Annotated in this window: 23 protein-coding genes and 1 other RNA gene; 11 read left to right on the top strand and 13 right to left on the bottom strand. The window is 52.9% G+C overall.

Annotated features, from left to right (window positions below):
• Window positions 1–98 precede the first annotated feature (98 nt).
• Both ACTHSW_RS09720 and mltA read left to right on the top strand, forming a co-directional pair.
• Complete coding sequence (locus tag ACTHSW_RS09720) at window positions 99–671, top strand: RDD family protein (RefSeq protein ID WP_070461537.1); 573 nt, start codon at window positions 99–101, stop codon at window positions 669–671.
• A gap of 89 nt (window positions 672–760) precedes the next feature.
• The gene (gene mltA / locus ACTHSW_RS09715) at window positions 761–2,083 is read left to right on the top strand and encodes a murein transglycosylase A (protein WP_070461538.1); all 1,323 of its coding nucleotides are present in this window, start codon (window positions 761–763) and stop codon (window positions 2,081–2,083) included.
• 105 nt (window positions 2,084–2,188) lie between these two features.
• Here mltA and rnpB read toward each other — a convergent pair.
• The 7 genes from rnpB to ACTHSW_RS09680 all read right to left on the bottom strand — a co-directional run bounded on the left by rnpB (window position 2,189) and on the right by ACTHSW_RS09680 (window position 6,309).
• An RNA gene (rnpB, locus tag ACTHSW_RS09710) (RNase P RNA component class A) lies at window positions 2,189–2,550 on the bottom strand.
• A 53-nt stretch (window positions 2,551–2,603) separates the two neighbouring features.
• On the bottom strand, window positions 2,604–3,311 hold the full coding sequence (locus tag ACTHSW_RS09705) for a hypothetical protein (protein ID WP_049335661.1): 708 nt from the start codon (window positions 3,309–3,311) through the stop codon (window positions 2,604–2,606).
• A 54-nt stretch (window positions 3,312–3,365) separates the two neighbouring features.
• Window positions 3,366–3,599 (bottom strand): methionine-binding protein, encoded by a 234-nt coding sequence (locus ACTHSW_RS09700; protein WP_070461539.1) that lies wholly within the window; start codon window positions 3,597–3,599, stop codon window positions 3,366–3,368.
• A gap of 13 nt (window positions 3,600–3,612) precedes the next feature.
• On the bottom strand, window positions 3,613–4,197 hold the full coding sequence (gene ruvA, locus ACTHSW_RS09695) for a Holliday junction branch migration protein RuvA (protein WP_063068624.1): 585 nt from the start codon (window positions 4,195–4,197) through the stop codon (window positions 3,613–3,615).
• 98 nt (window positions 4,198–4,295) lie between these two features.
• Window positions 4,296–5,015 (bottom strand): septal ring lytic transglycosylase RlpA family protein, encoded by a 720-nt coding sequence (locus tag ACTHSW_RS09690; RefSeq protein WP_070461541.1) that lies wholly within the window; start codon window positions 5,013–5,015, stop codon window positions 4,296–4,298.
• A gap of 48 nt (window positions 5,016–5,063) precedes the next feature.
• Complete coding sequence (trmL, locus tag ACTHSW_RS09685) at window positions 5,064–5,528, bottom strand: tRNA (uridine(34)/cytosine(34)/5-carboxymethylaminomethyluridine(34)-2'-O)-methyltransferase TrmL (protein ID WP_070461542.1); 465 nt, start codon at window positions 5,526–5,528, stop codon at window positions 5,064–5,066.
• A 64-nt stretch (window positions 5,529–5,592) separates the two neighbouring features.
• Complete coding sequence (locus tag ACTHSW_RS09680) at window positions 5,593–6,309, bottom strand: ComF family protein (protein WP_070461543.1); 717 nt, start codon at window positions 6,307–6,309, stop codon at window positions 5,593–5,595.
• Between ACTHSW_RS09680 and bioH the strand changes: the two genes are divergently transcribed.
• Window positions 6,308–7,054: a pimeloyl-ACP methyl ester esterase BioH gene (bioH, locus tag ACTHSW_RS09675; RefSeq protein ID WP_070461544.1), complete on the top strand. Its 747-nt coding sequence runs from the start codon at window positions 6,308–6,310 to the stop codon at window positions 7,052–7,054. The genes ACTHSW_RS09680 and bioH overlap by 2 nt on opposite strands.
• A gap of 55 nt (window positions 7,055–7,109) precedes the next feature.
• On the top strand, window positions 7,110–7,904 hold the full coding sequence (locus tag ACTHSW_RS09670; RefSeq protein ID WP_070461545.1) for a methyltransferase: 795 nt from the start codon (window positions 7,110–7,112) through the stop codon (window positions 7,902–7,904).
• 150 nt (window positions 7,905–8,054) lie between these two features.
• Here ACTHSW_RS09670 and ACTHSW_RS09665 read toward each other — a convergent pair whose 3' ends face one another.
• From ACTHSW_RS09665 to ACTHSW_RS09655, 3 genes are all read right to left on the bottom strand, one after another.
• On the bottom strand, window positions 8,055–8,303 hold the full coding sequence (locus tag ACTHSW_RS09665) for a BolA family protein (protein WP_070461546.1): 249 nt from the start codon (window positions 8,301–8,303) through the stop codon (window positions 8,055–8,057).
• 126 nt (window positions 8,304–8,429) lie between these two features.
• Window positions 8,430–8,759: an FKBP-type peptidyl-prolyl cis-trans isomerase gene (locus tag ACTHSW_RS09660; protein ID WP_094192864.1), complete on the bottom strand. Its 330-nt coding sequence runs from the start codon at window positions 8,757–8,759 to the stop codon at window positions 8,430–8,432.
• 139 nt (window positions 8,760–8,898) lie between these two features.
• Entirely contained in the window at window positions 8,899–10,074 is a 1,176-nt protein-coding gene (locus tag ACTHSW_RS09655) for a cytochrome-c peroxidase (RefSeq protein WP_440373891.1), read from the bottom strand.
• A gap of 395 nt (window positions 10,075–10,469) precedes the next feature.
• Between ACTHSW_RS09655 and efeU the strand changes: the two genes are divergently transcribed.
• From efeU to efeB, 3 genes are all read left to right on the top strand, one after another.
• Complete coding sequence (gene efeU / locus ACTHSW_RS09650; protein ID WP_107768582.1) at window positions 10,470–11,303, top strand: iron uptake transporter permease EfeU; 834 nt, start codon at window positions 10,470–10,472, stop codon at window positions 11,301–11,303.
• Window positions 11,304–11,315: 12 nt separating this feature from the next.
• Window positions 11,316–12,482 (top strand): iron uptake system protein EfeO, encoded by a 1,167-nt coding sequence (efeO, locus tag ACTHSW_RS09645; protein ID WP_004519217.1) that lies wholly within the window; start codon window positions 11,316–11,318, stop codon window positions 12,480–12,482.
• Between the two features lie 135 nt (window positions 12,483–12,617).
• On the top strand, window positions 12,618–13,883 hold the full coding sequence (efeB, locus tag ACTHSW_RS09640) for an iron uptake transporter deferrochelatase/peroxidase subunit (RefSeq protein ID WP_440373890.1): 1,266 nt from the start codon (window positions 12,618–12,620) through the stop codon (window positions 13,881–13,883).
• Between the two features lie 78 nt (window positions 13,884–13,961).
• Here efeB and ACTHSW_RS09635 read toward each other — a convergent pair whose 3' ends face one another.
• The 3 genes from ACTHSW_RS09635 to ACTHSW_RS09625 form a co-directional block, all read right to left on the bottom strand.
• Entirely contained in the window at window positions 13,962–14,429 is a 468-nt protein-coding gene (locus ACTHSW_RS09635) for a CinA family protein (protein ID WP_070461549.1), read from the bottom strand.
• A gap of 75 nt (window positions 14,430–14,504) precedes the next feature.
• Window positions 14,505–15,350 (bottom strand): mechanosensitive ion channel family protein, encoded by an 846-nt coding sequence (locus ACTHSW_RS09630; protein ID WP_070461550.1) that lies wholly within the window; start codon window positions 15,348–15,350, stop codon window positions 14,505–14,507.
• Between the two features lie 113 nt (window positions 15,351–15,463).
• Window positions 15,464–16,465, bottom strand: coding sequence for a thiamine ABC transporter substrate-binding protein (locus ACTHSW_RS09625; protein WP_440373889.1), 1,002 nt, complete (start codon window positions 16,463–16,465; stop codon window positions 15,464–15,466).
• Window positions 16,466–16,529: 64 nt separating this feature from the next.
• Between ACTHSW_RS09625 and ACTHSW_RS09620 the strand changes: the two genes are divergently transcribed.
• From ACTHSW_RS09620 to glmS, 4 genes are all read left to right on the top strand, one after another.
• Window positions 16,530–17,177 (top strand): pyrimidine 5'-nucleotidase, encoded by a 648-nt coding sequence (locus tag ACTHSW_RS09620; protein WP_070461552.1) that lies wholly within the window; start codon window positions 16,530–16,532, stop codon window positions 17,175–17,177.
• 60 nt (window positions 17,178–17,237) lie between these two features.
• A complete protein-coding gene (locus ACTHSW_RS09615) occupies window positions 17,238–17,522 on the top strand; it encodes a membrane lipoprotein lipid attachment site-containing protein (protein WP_049335838.1) in 285 nt (94 codons plus the stop codon).
• Between the two features lie 98 nt (window positions 17,523–17,620).
• Complete coding sequence (glmU, locus tag ACTHSW_RS09610; protein ID WP_049335633.1) at window positions 17,621–18,994, top strand: bifunctional UDP-N-acetylglucosamine diphosphorylase/glucosamine-1-phosphate N-acetyltransferase GlmU; 1,374 nt, start codon at window positions 17,621–17,623, stop codon at window positions 18,992–18,994.
• Window positions 18,995–19,156: 162 nt separating this feature from the next.
• Window positions 19,157–20,995 carry a glutamine--fructose-6-phosphate transaminase (isomerizing) gene (glmS, locus tag ACTHSW_RS09605; protein ID WP_107792309.1) on the top strand — a complete coding sequence of 613 codons (1,839 nt, stop codon included), beginning with the start codon at window positions 19,157–19,159 and terminating at the stop codon, window positions 20,993–20,995.
• Window positions 20,996–21,207 lie beyond the last annotated feature (212 nt).

Genomic DNA, 21,207 nt, shown 5'->3' with positions numbered 1-21,207 from the left:
AAATGTAAAGGTTTTTATCAAAAATTTTTAGAATGATGGGAAAATAGGTTAAGATAACAATGAAACTACATTTCATTAATTGCACAGAGGAAGATTAAATGAGCGAAATCAATTTGTCGGATTTGCCTAAAACAGAAATAGTAGATGTCCATATTGCTTCGCCGGGGGCGAGGGTTGTGGCATATTTGTTGAATAATCTGTTTACTTTTTTGATATGGGTACCATTCATTGTGATGGTAGTTTTCACTTTTGATGAAAGCAAAGAATTAGTTTCGGAGTCTTCTCTTTCTAATACTCCTGACTATGCAGTCATAACATTTTTTATTTCTTTGGCTGTCTATTTGGTTTTTGGTATCTTCCAACTGTATTACATGAGCCGAGACGGTCAGTCTTTAGGTAAAAAAATTATGGGCATCCGGGTGTTAAAAAGTGACGGTAGCAATCCGGGTTTTGGTGGTACGGTTTTGATACGCGAAGTGGCTTGGTCATTCATTGTCGGTATTATAGTCATTGCGGTAATGTTGGCAGTAAATGAAACAGGTGGAGATTTGGTTTCTCTGCTTATGACTTTCATCAACTTCATCATGCTCTTCTCCGTCAAACGCAACCGTCGCACGCTCTACGATATGCTGGCCGATACGGTTGTCGTCAAATTGCCGCCGCGCCGATAAATCGCTTTTTTGTGTTAAAATCAGCACTTTCCAACATAGGCCGTCTGAAAAATAGCTTTCAGACGGCCTTTCGACACGCTATTGATTCCATGAAAAAACATCTGTACCGCATTACGCTCGTCAGTATTGCCGCAGCCATTCTTGCCGCCTGCCCGAGCAAAAGCATTAAAAATCTTCCCGAAACCGACACCAGCGTTATCAAAGGTCCTGACCGCCCCACCGGTACGCCTGATCCCGTCGGTACGACAGTGAGCGGGGGAGGAGCAAACTACACCGTAGTTTCCTACAACGAATTGCCGCACTGGGACCTCCAACACTTTACCAAAAGCCTGCAGTCTTTCCGTTTAGGCTGTGAAAAACTTAAAAACCGCCAAGGCTGGCAGGACGTTTGTATCCAAGCCATGCAAACGCCGGTGCACCATTTCCAAGCCAAGCACTTTTTCGAGCGCTATTTCACCGCATGGCGCGTCGATAACGGCGGCAATCCTGCCGGCACCATTACCGGCTATTACGAACCGGTCCTGCACGGCGACGACAAATCCACAAGCCAATCCCGTTTCCCTATTTACGGCATTCCGAACGATTTCGTTTCCGTTCCGCTGGCTGCAAACTTGAGGGGCAGCAAAGCCACTGTCCGCATCCGCCAAACCGGCCCAAACAGCGGTGTCATCGACAACAGCGGTACATACACGGCCGACTTGTCCAGATTCCCGATTACAGCACGCAGCACTGCGCTGAAAGGCCGTTTTGAAGGCAGCCGTTTTGTTCCTTACTACACCCGCAGCCAAATCAACGGCGGCGCGCTTAACGGCAAAGCGCCGATTTTGGGTTATGCAGATGATCCGGTCGAACTTTTCTTTATGCACATTCAAGGTTCAGGCCGTCTGAAAACACCGTCCGGAAAATACATCCGTGTCGGATTTTCCGATAAAAACGAACATCCGTATGTTTCCATCGGCCGCTATATGGCGGATAAAGGCTATCTGCCGCTGGGTCAGACCAGCATGCAGGGCATCAAGGCCTATATGAAGCAAAACCCCGGCCGCCTTGCCGAAGTTTTGGGACAAAACCCAAGCTACGTCTTTTTCCGCGAGCTGACCGGCAGCAGTGATTCAGGCCCGGTGGGCGCATTAGGTACGCCGTTGATGGGCGAATACGCCGGTGCCATCGACCGCCACTACATCACGCTTGGCGCACCGCTGTTTGTCGCCACTGCCCATCCGATCACCAAAAAAGCCCTCAACCGCTTAATTATGGCGCAAGACACCGGCAGCGCGATTAAAGGCGCGGTCCGTGTGGATTATTTCTGGGGCTATGGTGACGAAGCAGGCGAAGTGGCCGGCAAAATGAAAACCACCGGCTATGTATGGCAGCTCCTGCCCAACGGCATGAAACCGGAATACCGCCCATAAACAGCGGTTTAAAAAGGCCGTCTGAAACCAAGATTGAGGTTTCAGACGGCCTTTTTATTTCTATAAAAATGCGGCAGGTTTTTAAAACCTGCCGCGGTATGGGGACATACAGCTCGGACGGTAAGCCGGGTTCTGTCGCGGACAGTCATTCCTCTAGGCACATCATTGCTGGTGTGCTCAAGCAACCTACCCGAACGCTCGGCGAGCAGCGTCATCGAGTTCTGTTTGGTCTTGCTCCGAATGGGGTTTAGCCTGCTGCGCTTTGTTACCAAATGCACGGTGCGCTCTTACCGCACCTTTTCACCCTTACCTGTTTTGCCCGAAGGCAATCATCGGCGGTATTGCTTTCTGTTCCACTTTCCGTCGCGTTACCGCGCCCGGCCGTTAGCCGGCATTCTGCTCTGTGGAGCCCGGACTTTCCTCCCCGTATGCCTTACGCGATACGCGGCGACTGTCTGTCCGACCTGTATGAGGTGCGGATTATAACACAGCCGCCATAAGGTTCAGACGGCCTAAATATTTATTTTTTCTTTTTAAATGCTATTTCGGTCAAACCCAATTCCTGTGCTTTTTTGCGGACTGCGGATTCAGGCATTTCGCGTGCTAGGCGGCTGGTGCAGTATTCGGTCATGGTGGTGGCGCAGGCTTTGAAGTTGCCGGTAAAGTCGCTGGCGGCACTTAAAAACGGGATAAGGCGGCCGGCCATGATTTCTTCGGCCGGTGCGTCTGTTTGGGCGGATACGCGTCCGGACTCGACCGCCGAGAAAATTTGTTCGGTAAAGCGTCGGGCGAAGTTTTCTTCTGTTTGGCAGTCTTGGAATGCGGTGTTTTCGTGTTGGCAGACAAGGGTAACTTCGCCTTGAGCTTCTTGCAGCGGTTCGGCCAAATCGAGTTTGAGGGTTTGCTTGTCGGTTTGCAGCCAGGCGGTGCGGCCTTGGGTTTTGATGATTTTGCCGTAAACGCCGATGGCATCGTTTTTGGGGATGTTTTTCTGTTCGGCAAGTTGCTGGGCCGAGAATAAGGGGGCTTGTTCGGCAAATGCGCCGCCGGTTTCGTGTTTGAAGTAGGCGGCGAGGTCTTGTTTGATGAGGGCTTGGGTCAGTAGTTTTTCGCCTTCGGTCAGGCGGTGTGCAAAGCCGTGTGTTTTGGGGTCGGATGCGGCATCCGTGGTCTTGGTGTCCGGTGTGCAGGCGCTCAGGAGTAAAAGCAGGGGAAGGATGTATTTCATGGTTAGTCTCTCAACAGGCCGTCTGAACCTATGGTTTCAAACGGTCAGCGTTGTTTATCGATAACGATAAACCCGGCGGGGATAAACGGGATAGGCTGGGTAATTGCGGACGGGTTCGCTGTCTTGATAGATGACGGTCGTCCCGGGCGGGGCGTTGATGGTCACGGTTTTGTTGACAGTGGTTTGCGAGTGGACGGGCAGGTCCAAGACGGCGGTGCGTCCATACGGGGTCTCGGTATAGACGCATGCGCTTAGAAAGAGGGTGATGCTCAGGGCCAATGTCTTCATGTTTCAGACGGCCTTATTTGAGCAGGTTTTTCAAGGCCAGGCGCACGCCTTCGCCGACTTCCGTGCCCTTGGGAATGCCTTTGGTGGCGGCTTTGGCTTCGCGTTCGTTGTAGCCGAGGGCAAGCAGGGTGTTGATAATGTCTTGGCTTTCGTCGGCAACGGCATCAGGGGCAAACAGGCCGTCTGAAACGGTATGGGACACGAGTTTGCCACGCAGTTCCAATACCATGCGTTCGGCGGTTTTCTTGCCGATGCCGGGCGCGGAGGAGAGACGTTTGACGTCTTCTTCGGCGATGGCTTGCGCTAGCTCGTCGGCATTCATGGCCGACAAAATGCCCAATGCGGTTTTGGCACCGATGCCGCTGACTTTGACCAGTTGGCGGAAGGTGGCGCGTTCCTCGGCTGAGGCGAAACCAAACAGCAAATGTGCGTCTTCGCGGACAACAAGCTGAGTGTAAAGATGGACGGTTTCGCCAACGGAAGGCAGGTTGTAGAAAGTCTGCATGGAAACGTCGGCTTCATAACCGACGCCGTTGACGTCGATAACGACCTGCGGCGGATTTTTCTCAATCAATTTTCCTGTGAGCCTGCTGATCATGGTGTTCCCCTGTGATTAAAAAAGGCCGTCTGAAACCTTGCAATCGGGTTTCAGACGGCCTTGTATTGTATCAAACTTCAGCGGTAACGCGGACGAAATCAGATGGCGGATGCCAGGTTCAGATGACGGGCGCGTTCGCCTGCTTCGGCGGCACGTTCTTGGCTGCTGAACGGACCCATTTTGACAACGTATTCGTAGTTGCGTTTTTCAAGCGTGATTTTGCTGTCGGATGGCAGGCTTTGTGCGGTTTGGTTCAAATAGGCTTGCGCTTCGCGTTCGGTACCGAAGGATTTCAAATCAACAAAAAATTCTTTGTTGTTTGGGGTAATAATGGTTTGAGCGGCGGTTTGGCCGGGGATGATTTGTTCAACTTTGACGTTGGCTGTGCCTTGGTTGATGAAACCCAATTGTTGGGCGGCGGCTTTGGAAACATCGATGACGCGGTTGCCGTGGAAAGGGCCGCGGTCGTTGACACGGACGATGACGCTTTTGCCGGTTTGCATATTGGTCACACGTGCGTAGCTGGGAATAGGGAGGGTTTTGTGGGCGGCGGAGAGGGCGTTCATATTGTAACGCTCGCCGCTGGAAGTTTTACGGCCGTGGAATTGGCTGCCGTACCATGAGGCTTTGCCGGTTTGGCTGAAAGAGGAAACTTTGGTCAGCGGCGTGTAGCGTTTGCCGGCAACTTTGTAACTGCGGTTGGCAGAAGGATGCAGTTTTTCGACTCGGACCACGCTGTCGGCGACGGCGGCATTGATGGAAAGGACGCCGATGGTGGCGGCGGCTAAGGAAAGGAGGGTTTTTTTGGTAAAAGTCAAAACGGGTTCCGTTCTTGAGTTGATAACGCAGCGGTTTCAGACGGCCTGTTATACGCCGCCTGCGAAACCGTTTTGTCGCCATGCTTCAAACAGAATAACGGCGACGGTATTGGAAAGATTCATGCTCCTGCTGTCGGGCATCATCGGCAGGCGGATTTTTTGTCCGGCAGGCAGGCTGTCGAGAACTTCGGCAGGCAGGCCGCGCGTTTCGGGACCAAACAGCAACACGTCGCCTTCGCGGAAGGAAACTTCGTCGGGTCGGGTAGAACCTTTGGTGGTCAGCGCGAAAATGCGACGGCCTTCAAGGGCCTTGAGGCAATCATCGAAATTTTCATGTACCGTCAGTTTGGCAAACTCGTGATAATCCAAGCCCGCGCGTTTCATTTTGGACGAATCCAGCGGAAACCCAAGCGGCTTGACCAAGTGCAAATCGGCACCGGTATTGGCGCACAGGCGGATGATATTGCCCGTATTGGGCGGGATTTCGGGTTGGTACAAAACTATGGTAAACATATAAATCAATCACTTATAGAGTGGCATAATGCCGAAATGTTCCATGGGTGTCAAAAACTTTAAGCTATTTTTTCATTGGCGGCCGCGCCAAGCTCCAGCAAAAAATCTTACCTGCGCCTGATTTTTTCAGTGTTTTCGCCAATTCGTTTAAAGTCGAACCGGTGGTAAAGACATCATCAATTAACAGAATATTACACGCCTTCGGCAATTCAGTTTTGATTTTAAATGCATTCTTGATATTTCGCCGACGTTCGTCGCTTTTCAGCGTACTTTGCGGCTCGCCGTGCCGTCTGAAAACCGCGTGGCGCGGCAGCAGCGTCCAGCCGTAGCGTTTTGCCAAAATATCCGTCAACACCTCGCTTTGGTTGAATCCGCGCTTGAGCCGCCGCTCTTTGCTCAAAGGCATGGGCAGGACGAAATCGAAGTGTTCCGCCGCCAGCCAGTCCGGTGCGTTTTGGCACATCAAATCCGCCAACGGACGGCTCATGCCCAAATCCGCCAAGTGTTTCAGCTCGCGTATCATGCTGCTGACGGGCGGTTCGTAATACAGCGAGGCCCACATTCTATCAAATGCGGGCGGCTTTTTCTGACAACTGCCGCACACCGCCCCGCCCGCGACATAGCGGAAACACAAAGGACAGCTTTGTGCCGCGTCGATAAAATATTCCGTCAAATCGTTTGCGCAGCCTCGGCAAAGGCCGTCTGAAACGGAATCGTGGCATAATACGCAACGTCGCGCATTGAGCCGTTTCAAATTGCGCCACCAAGAAAGAACATTCATGCCACACTCCGCCAAAAAAGTTTATCTGATACACGGTTGGGCGGCGAACCGCCATGTATTCGACGATTTGATACCGCGCCTGCCTGCCAATTGGGACGTCCACGCGCTTGATTTGCCCGGACACGGCGATGCGCCTTTTGCCGAACCGTTTGATATTGCCGCCGTTGCCGAAGCCTTCGCCGGACAAATCGACACGCCGGCACACATTCTCGGCTGGTCGCTGGGCGGACTGGTTGCCCTGTATTTGACCGCGCTTTATCCCGACAAAATCCAATCGCTCTGCCTGACGGCAAGTTTTGCCCGATTGACTGCCGACACGGATTATCCCGAAGGCTTGGCGCAACCTGCCTTGGGCAAGATGGTCGGCGCATTCCAGCAGGATTATGCCAAACATATTAAACAGTTTCTACAACTGCAACTGTTGCACACGCCGCATTCGGGCGAAATCTTAAACCGCATATTGCCCGATTTGGCGCGCTGCGGCACGCCTTCCGCCTTACAGGCCGCGCTTGAAGCCGTCAATCATGCCGACGCGCGTCCGCTGTTGCCGCTTATTCAAACGCCGTCATTGCTGGTGTTTGGACAGAAAGACGCCATCACACCGCCGCGCATGGGCGAATATTTACACCGCCATTTGAGCAACAGCGAGCTGGTCCTTATCGACAAAGCCGCACACGCGCCCTTTTTAAGCCATGCCGACGAATTTGCCGAAACCTACCGCAATTTTGTCGAAAAGGCCGTCTGAAACAGCCTTAAACCATAAAAACATTGTCGGGCAAAGCCCGCTGACACGACCCACCATGACCGAACAAGACAAACGCTGGCAGATTCACCGCCATCTCGCCCAAGACACCGACGAGCGCCTGCAGCTGGTCCGCAATGCACCCAAACGCATCATGCTGATTGGTGCCGATGCCGACATCAGCCGCAGCCTGCTGGCCGCGCGTTATCCCGACGCCGTGTTTGAAGAATACGATCCGAATGCCGACTTTTTGAAAACCGCCGCTGCCGCGCGCAAAGGCGGTTTCTGGCAGAAGCTGACCGGCAAAACCATTCCGCAGCATTACCAAGCCCTGACCGCGCCGTTGCCCGAAGCATCCGCCGATATGTTGTGGGCCAATCTCAGCCTCAGCCGCGCCGACGATATTTTGCCGGTATTGAAAAACTGGGCCGTCGCTTTGAAAACCGACGGATTATTGTTTTTCACACACTTTGGCCGCGACAGCCTGAGCGAGCTGACAGGCCGTCTGAACCATGAAGGCATCGAATGCGAAGCGCCCACGCTGATTGATATGCACGACTTGGGCGATATGCTCGCCGACAACGGCTTTTACGATCCGGTAACCGACACGGCCAAGCTTGAGTTGAGCTATAAAAAAGCCGGAACGTTTTGGCAGGACATGGAAACCTTGGGATTGTGGAATGCGTTAAAGTTCAGCAATCCGCAAGCGGCCAAGGAATGTGTGGATAAGATTTTTGAAAACGAAGGCCGTCTGAACATCACGCTTGAAACCGTGTACGGCCATGCCGTGAAGAAATTGGTGTTGCCGCAAGGGGAGAATGTGGTGCAGTTTTTCCCGAAACGGCAGGGCTAGTTTGGCGGTTGTGCCGGTAGGGTTGACACCGCGATTGCGTGTTGTCGAATGCGGTTTGGCGTTTGTATTGATTGCCTGCGCTGTTTAATATGTATGAAAAGAAAAAGGCCGTCTGAAAAGTTTTCAGACGGCCTTTTGTTTGATTCCGAATTAAGCCTGTTTGGCAGCCCATTCGGCCGGAGTGGCGGCAACGGAAATCGACAGTGCGTGCAATTCGTTGCTTTCGAGTTGCGGCTTGAGGCCGTCTTTAATCAGGCGGTGGCGGGCGAGGCGGGCTTTGCCTTCAAATGAGGAGGAAACGATTACGGCGAAGAAGTGATGGCCGTCGCCTTCGACTTCGACGTGTTCGCAAGGGGTAACGCCTTCAATCAGGGTTTTGACTTGTTCGGATAAAAGCATGGTGGTTCCTTGGGAAATGGTTTGCTTGTAAAAGAGGGCATTATACCGAATCTTGATAAAAACAGGCCGTCTGAAAAACCAAACTTCGGATTTCAGACGGCCTCGGTCTTTTGAAGCGTCAAATGCTTATTCGTACACTTTCAGCAGCTCGACTTCAAAAATCAAAGTTGCGTGTGGAGGAATCACGCCGCCAGCACCGTGTGCGCCGTAGCCCATTTCGGAAGGAATGGTCAGCTTGCGTTTGCCGCCTTCTTTCATGCCGCCGAAGCCTTCGTCCCAACCTTTAATCACTTGGCCGACGCCCAGAGTGATGGTCAGCGGTTGACGGCGGTCGAGGCTGGAGTCGAATTTGGTACCGTCTTCCAACCAGCCGGTGTAATGTACGGTGATTTCTTTGCCTTTGACGGCTTCTTTGCCGTGGCCTTCTTGCAAGTCTTCAATAATCAGGCTCATGATGTTCCTTTCGGATGTATGGTGAAAATCGGCTCAAGATTACCATATTGTGTGGAATCGTGAAACAAATGCGCCCATATGGCCGGCAACAAAGAGGCCGTCTGAAACGGATTTTCAGACGGCCTTTGTTTTGTGCTAAACCTTATTTGTTGTCAGGTTGGGATTTGACATCGGTGGATACAGGCAGCTCAGGCATGGTTCGGGCAGACTCTGGAACATTGCCGGAGAGGGCTTTCAAGAAGGCAACGATGTTTTCAGTGTCTTCCGGAGCCAGGGTTTTACCCAATTGAGCTTTCGCCATGATGTTGACGGCTTTATCCAGTTCCCAAACGCTGCCGTTGTGGAAGTATGGGTAGGTGCGTTCGACGTTTCTCAAGCCGGGAACGCGGAAGAAGAATTCGTCTTCGGCTTTTTTGGTTACGTCCGCACGGCCTTTGTCGTGTTTAGGATCGTCGATGTGTTTCCAGTAAGGACCGTCCACCAAGCCGAATTTTTGGAACATGGTACCGCCCAAGTTGACGCCGTTGTGACAAGCGATACAGCCGTTGTCCATAAATGCGCGTACGCCTTTGCGTTCTTGTTCGCTCAGGGCAGATACGTTGCCTTTCAGGTAGTCGTCCCAACGGGTCGGGGTCAGCAGGGTACGTTCAAACGCGCCCAATGCGGTGGTGATGTTTTTTAAGGAAACCGCGCCGTCTTCAGGGAATGCGGCTTTGAATTTTTCTTGGTATTCAGGGATACCGGCGATTTTTGCGGCGGCATCGGCTTCGGTCGCGTTGGCCATTTCAACAGGGTTGAGCAATGGGCCGCCGGCTTGTTCTTCCACATCGGCTGCACGGCCGTCCCAGAATTGGCTGCCCAACAAGGCGGCATTCAGAGCAGTTGGGGAGTTACGGCCGCCGAATTGGCTTTTGTGGCCCGCGCTGGTCGGCATGTTGTCTACGCCGGCAGTTGCCAAGTTGTGGCAAGAGTTACAGCTGACGGTGTTGCCTTTGGACAGGCGGTTTTCGTACCAAAGTTGTTGGCCGAGTTTGACCTGTTCTTCGGTAAACGGACGGACTTTTTGCATTTCGGCTGCGTCAGGCAAAGGTTTGAACGTGGCTTGCGCGCGTTCCAACAGGGCTTTGTCTTCGTCAGAAACATCGGCAGAATTTTGAGGGGCTGAAACGGCGGCGGTGCTTGCGGCAGCATCGGCAGCGCTCGCGGCAGAAGCAGCTTGAGGAGTTTCAGTAGTTTGTGCTGTTTTCTCACCGCAGGCGGTCAACGCGGCAGAAACGGCCAAAGCCAAAGCGATTTGGTGGAGTTTTAAACGTGGCATAGGAGGGTTCCTTTGTTATGCGTTTGTTATGTCATGGATTGCTGATTGCACCAGCAATATGCCAACTATAAAAGATAAGGCGGTTTTAATTTTTGTTGTAAATCAACCTTTTAAATTTGATAAATTCTGAAAATATCACTGATAGGGAAATTTATACTATGGAACTTTTTTATTATTTATTTACAATTGCTTAGATAAATTAAGGCCGTCTGAAAAAATAAAATTCAGACGGCCTTATTCAGACGGCCTTTTAGTTTTTATTGATTACGTTCGTTATTTTATTTTAAAAAATCTTAATAATTATAGGATTATTAAAAAATGAAAATAATTTGCGTTATTAAGCGTAAAGCGTTATAAATGCGTTAACAAATGAACGTTTCACTTTAGAGTTTTTTATGCTGATTGCTTTTTTGATTATGCTGCGCGAGGGCATCGAAGCCGCCCTGATCGTCGGCATTGTTGCCAGTTTTTTAAAACAGTCGGGACACAGCGAGCTGATGCCGAAGGTTTGGCTGGGCGTGTTTTTGGCTGCGGCCATGTGTTTGGGTATCGGTTACGGCATTCATTCCGTTACGGGCGAGATTCCGCAAAAAGAACAGGAATTGGTGGTCGGCGTCATCGGCCTGGTGGCCGTGGCGATGCTGACGTACATGATTTTGTGGATGAAGAAGGCCGCGCGTTCGATGAAACAGCATCTGCAGGATTCGGTTCAGACGGCCCTGAACCGCGGCAGCGGCCAGGGTTGGGCCTTGGTCGGCATGGCGTTTTTGGCCGTGGCGCGCGAAGGTTTGGAGAGCGTGTTTTTCCTGCTGGCCGTGTTCCAGCAAAGCCCGACGTGGTCTATGCCGATAGGCGCGGTGTTGGGGCTGTTGGCGGCGGTTGTCATCGGTACGCTGATTTATCAGGGCGGTATGCGCCTGAACTTGGCGAAGTTTTTCCGTTGGACGGGCGCGTTTTTGATTGTGGTGGCGGCCGGTCTGTTGGCCGGTTCGTTTCGTGCGCTGCATGAGGCTGGCGTATGGAATGCGATGCAGGACATCGCTTTCGACACCTCGAAATATTTGCATGAAGACAGCCCTTTAGGCGTGCTGCTCGGCGGTTTCTTCGGCTATACCGACCATCCGACCGAAGGCGAAGTCCTGATTTGGCTGCTGTATCTGGTTCCCGTCATGATTTGGTTTTTGCGCGGCAGCGCTCCGGCAAAAACGTTAACTAAATTAACTAAATAAGAAGGAAGTAAAATGAAAAAATTCAATCTGACTGCTTTGTCTGTAATGCTGGCTCTGGGTTTGACTGCGTGTCAGCCGCCTGAAGCCGAAAAAGCCGCGCCTGCCGCTTCAGGTGCATCCGCTGCCGCCAATGCCGACGGTTCGGTCAATATCGGTGTGAACGATACTGCCTGCGAACCGATGGAATTGACCGTCCCCAGCGGCCAAGTCGTGTTCAACATCAAAAACGACAGCGGCCGCAAGCTGGAATGGGAAATCCTGAAAGGCGTGATGGTGGTGGACGAGCGTGAAAACATCGCCCCGGGTTTATCCGACAAAATGACCGTTACCCTGCTGCCGGGCGAATACGAAATGACTTGCGGCCTGTTGACCAATCCGCGCGGTAAGCTGATTGTTACCGACAGCGGCTTCAAAGACACTGCCAACGAAGCCGATTTGGAAAAACTGGCGCAACCTTTGGCCGACTATAAAGCTTACGTTCAAGGCGAGGTTAAAGAGCTGGTGGCGAAAACCAAAACCTTTACCGAAGCCGTTAAAGCCGGCGACATTGAAAAGGCCAAATCCCTGTTTGCCGCCACCCGCGTCCATTACGAACGCATCGAACCGATTGCCGAGCTTTTCAGCGAACTCGACCCCGTCATCGATGCGCGTGAAGACGACTTCAAAGACGGTGCGAAAGATGCCGGGTTTACTGGGTTCCACCGTATCGAACACGCCCTTTGGGTAGAAAAAGACGTATCCGGCGTGAAGGAAATTGCAGCGAAACTGATGACCGATGTCGAAGCACTGCAAAAAGAAATCGACGCATTGGCGTTTCCTCCGGGTAAGGTGGTCGGCGGCGCGTCCGAACTGATTGAAGAAGTGGCCGGCAGCAAAATCAGCGGCGAAGAAGACCGTTACAGCCATACCGACTTGAGCGACTTCCAAGCTAATGTGGAAGGCTCCAAAAAAATCGTTGATTTGTTCCGTCCGCTGATCGAAGCCAAAGACAAAGCGTTGTTGGAAAAAACCGATGCCAACTTCAAACAGGTTGAAGACATTTTGGCGAAATACAAAACCCCGAACGGTTTCGAGCTGTACGACAAATTGAGCGAAGAAGACCGCAAAGCCCTGCAGGCGCCGATTAATGCCTTGGCAGAAGATTTGGCCAAACTGCGCGGCATTTTGGGTTTGAAATAAGATAACGCGTTTTCAGGCGGCCTTTGGATATTGAAAGGCCGTCTGAATCTTATTGTCTCCCACACAAAATATGCTTGAAAACCAACCTTACTTCACACGATTGCAATCTTTCCGTTCCCTGCCAAGGAGCAGACCATGAGCCAAAACAAACAACCGGCACAACCCGAAAAACGAACCCTTTTCAAAACTGCCCTTGCCGCCGGCGCCATCGGCGTTGCCGGTTATTTTGCCGGTAAAAAACAAGGCGAAGCCGCCGCCGAAACCCAAAACAACCAACATTCCGAGCTGGCCTATCCGTGTTACGGCGAGTATCAGGCAGGTATTGTCACGCCACACCAGCTCTTCGGCATCATGTGTGCCTTTGACGTTACCGCCAAAGACGCCAAACAACTTGAAAACCTGTTCCGCGCCCTGACCGCCCGCATCGAATTCCTCACCCAAGGCGGCGAATATCAAGACGGCGACGACAAACTCCCGCCTGCAGGCAGCGGCATCCTCGGCAAACAATTCCGCCCCGACGGGCTGACGGTTACCGTCGGCGTCGGCAGCAGCCTCTTTGACGACCGCTTCGGCCTCAAAGACAAAAAGCCGAAACACTTGCAGGAAATGCGCGATTTCCCCAACGACAAACTCCAAAAATCTTGGTGCGACGGCGACCTCAGCCTGCAAATTTGCGCATTCTCCCCCGAAACCTGCCAAGCCGCCCTGCGCGACATCATCAAAAACACCGCCCAGTTTGCCGTGATCCGTTGGAGCATAGACGGTTGGCTCCCTAAAGCCGAACCCGGCGCCATTGCCGCGCGCAACCTTTTAGGTTTCCGCGACGGTTCCGGCAATCCAAAAGTCGAAGATCCCAAAGTTGCCGATCAAGTCCTGTGGACAGGCGTTGCCGCCAACAGCTTGGACGAACCGGCATGGGCGAAAAACGGCAGCTATCAGGCCGTCCGCCTCATCCGCCACTTTGTAGAGTTTTGGGACCGCACCCCGATGCAGGAACAAACCGATATTTTCGGCCGGCGCAAATACAGCGGCGCGCCCATGGATGGTAAAAAAGAGGGCGACACCGCCGATTTTGCCAAAGACCCCGACGGCAAAATCACGCCCAAAGACAGCCATATGCGCCTTGCCAATCCGCGCGATCCTGAGTTCATGAAAAAACACCTGCTCTACCGCCGCGCCTTCAACTACTCGCGCGGTCTCGCCGCCAACGGCCAACTCGATGTCGGCTTGATATTCATCTGCTATCAGGCCAACCTTGCCGACGGCTTCATCTTCGTGCAAAACCTGCTCAACGGCGAGCCGCTGGAGGAATACATCAGCCCGTTTGGCGGCGGCTATTTCTTCGTCCTGCCGGGTGTCGAAAAAGGCAGCTTCCTCGGCAAAGAGCTTTTGGGCGTATAAATCCGCCGATGGTTTGAATAGATAAAAAGGCCGTCTGAAACCTGATTTCCAGATTTCAGACGGCCTGAGTTTTTTCTATCAAACCAAATGTTCTGCCAAGAAAGCCAATGCGTATTCGACGGCTTGCGCCCTTACTGCTTCGCGGTCACCTGTGAATAGCGCGGTTTGCTCAAACGAACCTTCGGGCGTGGCCAGGCCGAACCAGACTGTGCCGACCGGTTTGGCCGCGCTGCCTCCGCTAGGGCCGGCGATGCCGGAAATACTCAAAGCATAATCTGCCTGCGCTACGGCTTTTACGCCGCGTGCCATTTCATAGACGGTCTCGCGGCTGACCGCGCCGTGTTTCAGCAAGGTGTCGGGCATGACACCAAGACGCTCTTGTTTGGCTTGGTTGCTGTATGTGACGAAGCTTTGATGAAACCATTGCGAGCTGCCGGAGAGGGAAGTCAGCGCACCTGCAAGCAGGCCACCGGTGCAGGACTCGGCGCAGGTAACGGTTTGACGGCGGCTGGTCAGGTGTTCGGCGATGGTTTGCAGATGGGACATGGCGGCTCCTTATGGAAATGGTGGAATAGGGCGGGCGTTTGGCCCGCCGGGTTTCAGACGGCCTGAAAGCTGAAATCAGTCTTTCGGCTGAATGAGGTGGACATCGCGTTGCGGGAATGGGATGTTGATGTTGGCTTCGCGCAGATTTTCGACGATCTGCTCGTTCAGGGCGAATCGGAATGGGCCGAGATTTTCTTCTTGCGTCCACGCCCAAAGGGTGATTTCGATGGCGCTGTCGCCAAGGTTGGTAATGTATACGACGGCAGGTCGTTCTTCGGTTTGAACACACAATGGATGCTCGGTTGCCGCTCTCAATACGGCGGCTTTGGCGGCTTTCAAGTCGCAGGCGTAATCGACGCCGACAACGACTTGGGCGCGGCACAGGGGCAGGGAGGAGCGGTTGGTGATGCTGTTGGTCATGACCACGCTGTTGGGTAGGACGACTTCTTCGTTGTCCGGCGTGCTCAAAGAGGTCTGCACCATTTTGATTTCTCGGACGATACCTTCAAAACCGTTGACGCGGATAAAGTCACCGACTTTAAACGGGCGGAACAGGATAATCAGCACGCCGGCGGCGAAGTTGGACAGTTGGTCTTTCAAAGACAAAGCCACGGCCAAGCCTGCGCCACCGATCAAGGCGGTCACGGAAGTGGTCGGAATGCCGAGTTTACCCAGTGCGGCGATGATGATGAGGATCAGCAGGCCGATGTTGGCGACGTTGCCGAGGAAGCTGACCAGCGTTTTATCGACTTTGGCACGTGTCAGCGCGGCTTTCATCAGTGTCACCACGCGCGTGGTGACCCAGCGGCCGATAAAGAAGATGGCTAAGGCGGCCAGCAGGTTCATGCCGAAAGACATGCCGGTTTGGGCGAGTTGTTCCCAACCGGAGAAGGGGGAGAGGGATTGAAGATCGAAATTCATAATTGTGTATGCGTGTGAAGTTGTTTAAAAGGTCATTGTAAAACAAGGCCGTCTGAAAAACTAATGATTTGTTTTTTCAGACGGCCTTTAATCTTTCTTAAATCTTTTTCAGCTTAACGTAAAACGGTTTTGCTCCAACGGCTCACCCATTGTTTTTGTTTGGTGTTGATGTCGGCGCGGTTGGGGGAATCGCTGTGTTTCGGGGTTTGGGCAAACTCGAATACTTTGGGCAGCGGCGTGTTTTTGACTGCCGGATAGACCCACATTTCGGCAGGCAGGGCTTTTTGCACTTTGCCGCTTTGCAGCCAGCTCACCAGTTTGGCCGCCAGCTCGGGTTGTTTTGCGCCTTTTAAAACGGCCGCGCCTTCAACTTGGCGGAATGTGCCGCCTTTGAGGAAGAGGTTACCGGTGGGCGGGGTGCTGTATTTGCCTTTGGAGTAGTGGACTTCGGCCGCCGGGCTGGTGGCATAGCTGACCACGAGGGGATAGGCGCCGCCGTTTTGGGTAAAGTCGGTGTAGTAGGCTTCGCTCCAGCCTTTGGCGACTTTCACGCCGTTTTGGCGCATTTGCGCCCACCATTTGAACGCGCCTTCTTCACCCATACCGCCGATGTTGGCCAAGAGGAAGGAGAAGCCGGGCGAGGATGTGGCGGGAGACGGAGTCACCAGAAGGTTTTTATATTCCGGTTTGGTCAGGTCTTGCAAGGTTTGCGGCAGGGGCAGTTTTTTCTGTTCAAACCATTTTTTGTCGTAGTTGATGGTGACATAGGCGTAATCGACAGCCAGCGCATCGGGCAGGGACGCGGTTACGGGCGCGGATTTGGGTTGGCTGGCAGCGAGGATGCCGGCGGCTTTGGCTTTGCCGATGTTGGCGTTGTCCAAACCGTAAACTGCATCGGCAATCGGGTTGGCCTTGCTCAAAATCAGCTTGTTGAGCATTTCGTTGCCGCTGCCTGCCTTGATGACGGACACTTTGGCATCGTTGGCTTTTTCAAATTGAGCGATGACGGTTTGGGGCAGGCTGAAGGATTTGTGCACGGCCAAACGCACTTCGGTTTGGGCGTACAGGTTTGCCGAAGCCAGTAATAGAGCCACTGCGGACAATTTCAGTTTCATTCTCTTTCCTTTGTGCGGGTAAAATACGAAATATCATAACAAAATCTGCATATCAAGGCACGATATGAATCATTCCCCAGTTTGGCTGTTTGACCTCGACAATACTTTGCACAATGCCGAAGCCGGCATTTTCTACATCATCAACCGCGCCATGACCGAATACATGGCAGGCCGTCTGAAGCTTTCCGAAGAAGCCGCCTCTCATCTGCGCCAAGATTATTGGCACCGATACGGCGCGACGCTTGCCGGTTTGCAAATCCACCATCCCGAAGTCGATATCGATGAATTTTTGCTTGAAAGTCATCCACTTAAGCAAATTTTGGTAAAGGTGGAGGGTATGGATGGAACTGATGATGTTTTAGGCCGTCTGAAAGGGCGAAAAGCCGTATTTTCCAACGGGCCTTCGTTTTATGTCCGCGCATTGGTTGAGGCGTTGGGCTTGGAAGCGCATTTTGACGGCTTGTTCGGCACGGACGACTTCGGCCTGCTCTACAAACCTAATCCGCAGGCCTATCTCAACGTCTGCCGCCTGTTGGGCGTCAAACCCGAACAGTGCATTATGGTGGACGACAGCGCCGACAATCTGCACCAAGCCAAAGCCTTGGGCATGAAGACCGTTTGGTATGGCGAAAAGGCCCATCCGCTGCCATTTGCCGACGGCATAGCGAAAGATATGCAGGGTTTGCTTGAAGTTTGCACAAAACTGCCGTGAAGTTTTGCAAAAACAAGTACAATACGCGGTATTGCCGACATTTAAAACAAGGACAACATCATGCGTAAACTCGCTTTAATTCTGACCGCCGCCGCCGTTTTGGCCGGTTGCTCTTGGGAAACCTACACCAACGAATCCGGCCGTACCGCCGTACGCCAAAAATATGCTACCGGCACACCTATCGTTTATCAGGACGGTACTTATTCTAAAAACATGAATTACAACCAGTTCCGCCCAGAGCGCCGCGCCGTCCAATCCCATCAAGCGGATCATGCTGAACACGGCGAACGCGGCCAGCACTGGCAAAAACCGCAATTTGCCAACCAACAGCCAGCAACCGAATAACAATATCCCCAAGGCCGTCTGAAACGGAGTGAAAAACAATCAACACTTGTTGCCCCACTTTTCAGACGGCCTCAAACAACGACAACGGAAACCGTATCATGGCTCAGACAGCTTTAAATATCGTCATCCTCGCCGCCGGCAAAGGCACACGCATGTACTCCAAAATGCCCAAAGTGCTGCACCGCATCGGCGGCCTTCCCATGGTTGAGCGCGTTATCGACACCGCCGCCTCCCTGAATCCCCAAAACATCTGCGTCGTCATCGGCCACGGCAAAGAGCAAGTCTTGGACACCGTCAAACGCGATGTCGTTTGGGTTGAACAAACCGAACAGCTCGGTACCGGCCACGCCGTCAAAACCGCCCTGCCGCACCTGTCTGCCGAAGGCCGCACGCTGGTGTTGTACGGCGACGTCCCCCTGATTGACGCAGCCACCCTTGAAACCCTGCTCGAAGCCGCAGGCGACGAAGTCGGCCTGTTGACCGACGTGCCCAACGACCCGACAGGTTTGGGCCGCATCATCCGCGACAGCAACGGCAGCGTAACCGCCATTGTCGAAGAGAAAGACGCCGATGCTGCCCAAAAGGCCGTGAAAGAAATCAATACCGGCATTTTGGTTCTGCCCAACGCCAAACTCGAAGCTTGGTTGAACAGCCTTTCCAGCAACAATGCCCAAGGCGAATACTATCTGACCGACCTCATCGCCAAAGCCGTTGCCGACGGCATCAAAGTTCATCCCGTCCAAGTCCGTGCCTCCCATCTAGCCGCAGGCGTGAACAACAAACTCCAACTGGCCGAACTCGAGCGTATTTTCCAAACCGAACAGGCGCAAGAATTGCTCAAAGCAGGCGTAACCCTGCGCGATCCGGCACGTTTCGATTTACGAGGCCGTCTGAAACATGGACAAGATGTCGTGATTGACGTCAACGTCGTGATCGAAGGAGAAGTCGAGCTCGGCGACAACGTCGAAATCGGTGCCAACTGCGTGATTAAAAACGCCAAAATCGGTGCCAACACCAAAATCGCCCCATTCTCCCATTTTGAAGGTTGCGAAGTCGGCGAAAACAACCAAATCGGCCCATACGCCCGCCTGCGTCCGCAAGCCAAACTGGCCGACGACGTACACATCGGCAACTTCGTCGAAGTTAAAAACGCCACCATCGGCAACGGCACCAAAGCCAACCACCTCACCTACATCGGTGATGCCGAAATCGGCAGCAAAACCAACTTCGGCGCCGGCACGATTATTGCCAACTACGACGGCGTGAACAAACACAAAACCGTCATCGGCGACGAAGTGCGCATCGGTTCAAACTGCGTACTGGTTGCTCCCGTTACCCTAGGCAACAAAGTGACGACAGGCGCGGGCAGCGCAATTACTCGCAACTGCGAAGACGGCAAACTTGTTCTCGCCCGTTCGCGCCAAACCGTCATCGAAGGCTGGGTGCGTCCGGAAAAAGGCGATAAGAAGTAAGGTTGATCTTTTATTTGTTTTCAGACGGCATTGAGAAACAAAAAGGCCGTCTGAAACCTAGATTTGCCGTTTCAATGAATATAAAACGGCGTTTTCCGACTGCCGCTTTCGGGAGCCGGAGCAGCAGTCATTTTTTCAAACTTTTGATACTAAGGAACTTATATGTGCGGTATCGTAGGTGCTATTCGCGCCAATCACAATGTAGTCGATTTTCTGACCGACGGTCTCAAACGCCTTGAATACCGAGGCTACGATTCGTCGGGTATCGCCGTGAATACAGACGGCAAAATCAAACGCGTCCGCCGTGTCGGCCGTGTTCAGCTGATGGAAGATGCGGCACGCGAAAATGGCGTGTTCGGCCATATCGGCATCGGCCATACCCGTTGGGCAACCCACGGCGGTGTAACCGAGCCTAACGCCCACCCTCATATTTCCGGCGGCATGATCGCGGTTGTCCACAACGGCATCATCGAAAACTTTGAAGCCGAACGCGAACGCCTGAAAGCGTTGGGTTACACCTTCGAATCGCAAACCGATACCGAAGTCATCGCCCACAGCGTCAACCACGAATACACACAAAATGGCGGCAAACTGTTTGAAGCCGTCCAAGCCGCGACTGCCCGTTTCCACGGCGCATACGCCATTGCCGTTATCGCACAAGACAACCCTGAACAAATGGTTGTTGCGCGCATGGGCTGCCCGCTGTTGGTGGCCTTGGGCGACCAAGAAACCTTTATCGCTTCCGACGTATCCGCCGTGATCGCCTTTACCCGCCACATCGCTTATTTGGAAGACGGCGACATCGCCCTGCTGAACGCAAACGGCATCGAAAAACTGCTCGACAAAACCGGTGCGCAAACCGAACGCGCGATTAAAATGTCCGAATTGTCTTTGGCTTCTTTGGAATTGGGCCCATACAGCCACTTCATGCAAAAAGAAATCCACGAACAACCCCGCGCCATCGCCGATACTGCCGAAGTCTTCTTGGACGGCGGTTTTGAACCTGAAAACTTCGGCGCGAATGCACGCGAAGTATTCGACGACATCCACAGCATCAAAATCCTTGCCTGCGGTACGTCCTACTATGCCGCGCTGACCGCCAAATACTGGCTCGAATCCATCGCCAAAGTGCCGACCGACGTGGAAATCGCCAGCGAATACCGCTACCGCGACGTGATTGCCGATCCGAAACAACTGGTCATCACCATTTCCCAATCCGGCGAAACCTTGGATACCATGGAAGCCCTGAAATACGCGCAATCCTTGGGACACAAACACAGCCTGTCTATTTGTAACGTGATGGAATCCGCCCTGCCGCGTGAAAGCGAGTTGGTACTGTACACACGCGCCGGCGCAGAAATCGGCGTCGCCTCTACCAAAGCGTTCACGACCCAACTGGTTGTCCTGTTCGGTTTGGCCGTTACCTTGGGCAAACAGCGCGGCCTGGTTTCTGACGAACAAGCGCGTGAATACGTTGAAGAATTGCGCCAACTGCCGGGCAGCATTCAGCACGCTCTCAATCTGGAGCCGCAAATCGCCGCTTGGGCGCAAAAATTTGCCAAGAAAACCAGCGCACTCTTCCTCGGCCGCGGCATCCACTTCCCAATCGCCCTTGAAGGCGCATTGAAGCTGAAAGAGATTACCTATATCCACGCCGAAGCGTATCCTGCGGGTGAGTTGAAACACGGCCCGTTGGCCTTGGTGGATGAGAACATGCCTGTTGTCGTGATTGCCCCGAACGACAGCCTGTTGGACAAAGTAAAAGCTAATATGCAGGAAGTCGGCGCTCGCGGCGGCGAACTCTTCGTTTTCGCCGACCTCGATAGCAACTTCAGCGCCACCGAAGGCGTGCACGTCATCCGCGCCCCACGCCACGTCGGCGTACTCTCGCCGATTGTGCACACCATCCCTGTGCAACTCCTGTCTTACCACGCCGCCCTCGCACGTGGCACAGACGTGGACAAACCGCGCAACTTGGCTAAATCGGTAACGGTTGAATAAGCAATAAACCGGTTAAAAAAGGCCGTCTGAAACCTGTTTCAAGGTTTCAGACGGCCTTTTTATTTGTTGGTTTCAGTAATAGAAATGCTATTTATGATGTCTTTGCTTTTATTATAAATGTACAACAACAGCTGATTGTGACCGATATTTTATTGATTAGAGTGGTCTCTGATGACAAGATCAGCAAATCGACAGAATGAAAACAGGCCGTC

The organism is Neisseria sp. P0008.S004, from assembly GCF_051962755.1.
Lineage (GTDB): Bacteria > Pseudomonadota > Gammaproteobacteria > Burkholderiales > Neisseriaceae > Neisseria > Neisseria subflava_A.
This window is presented reverse-complemented; position numbering and strand designations above follow the sequence as displayed.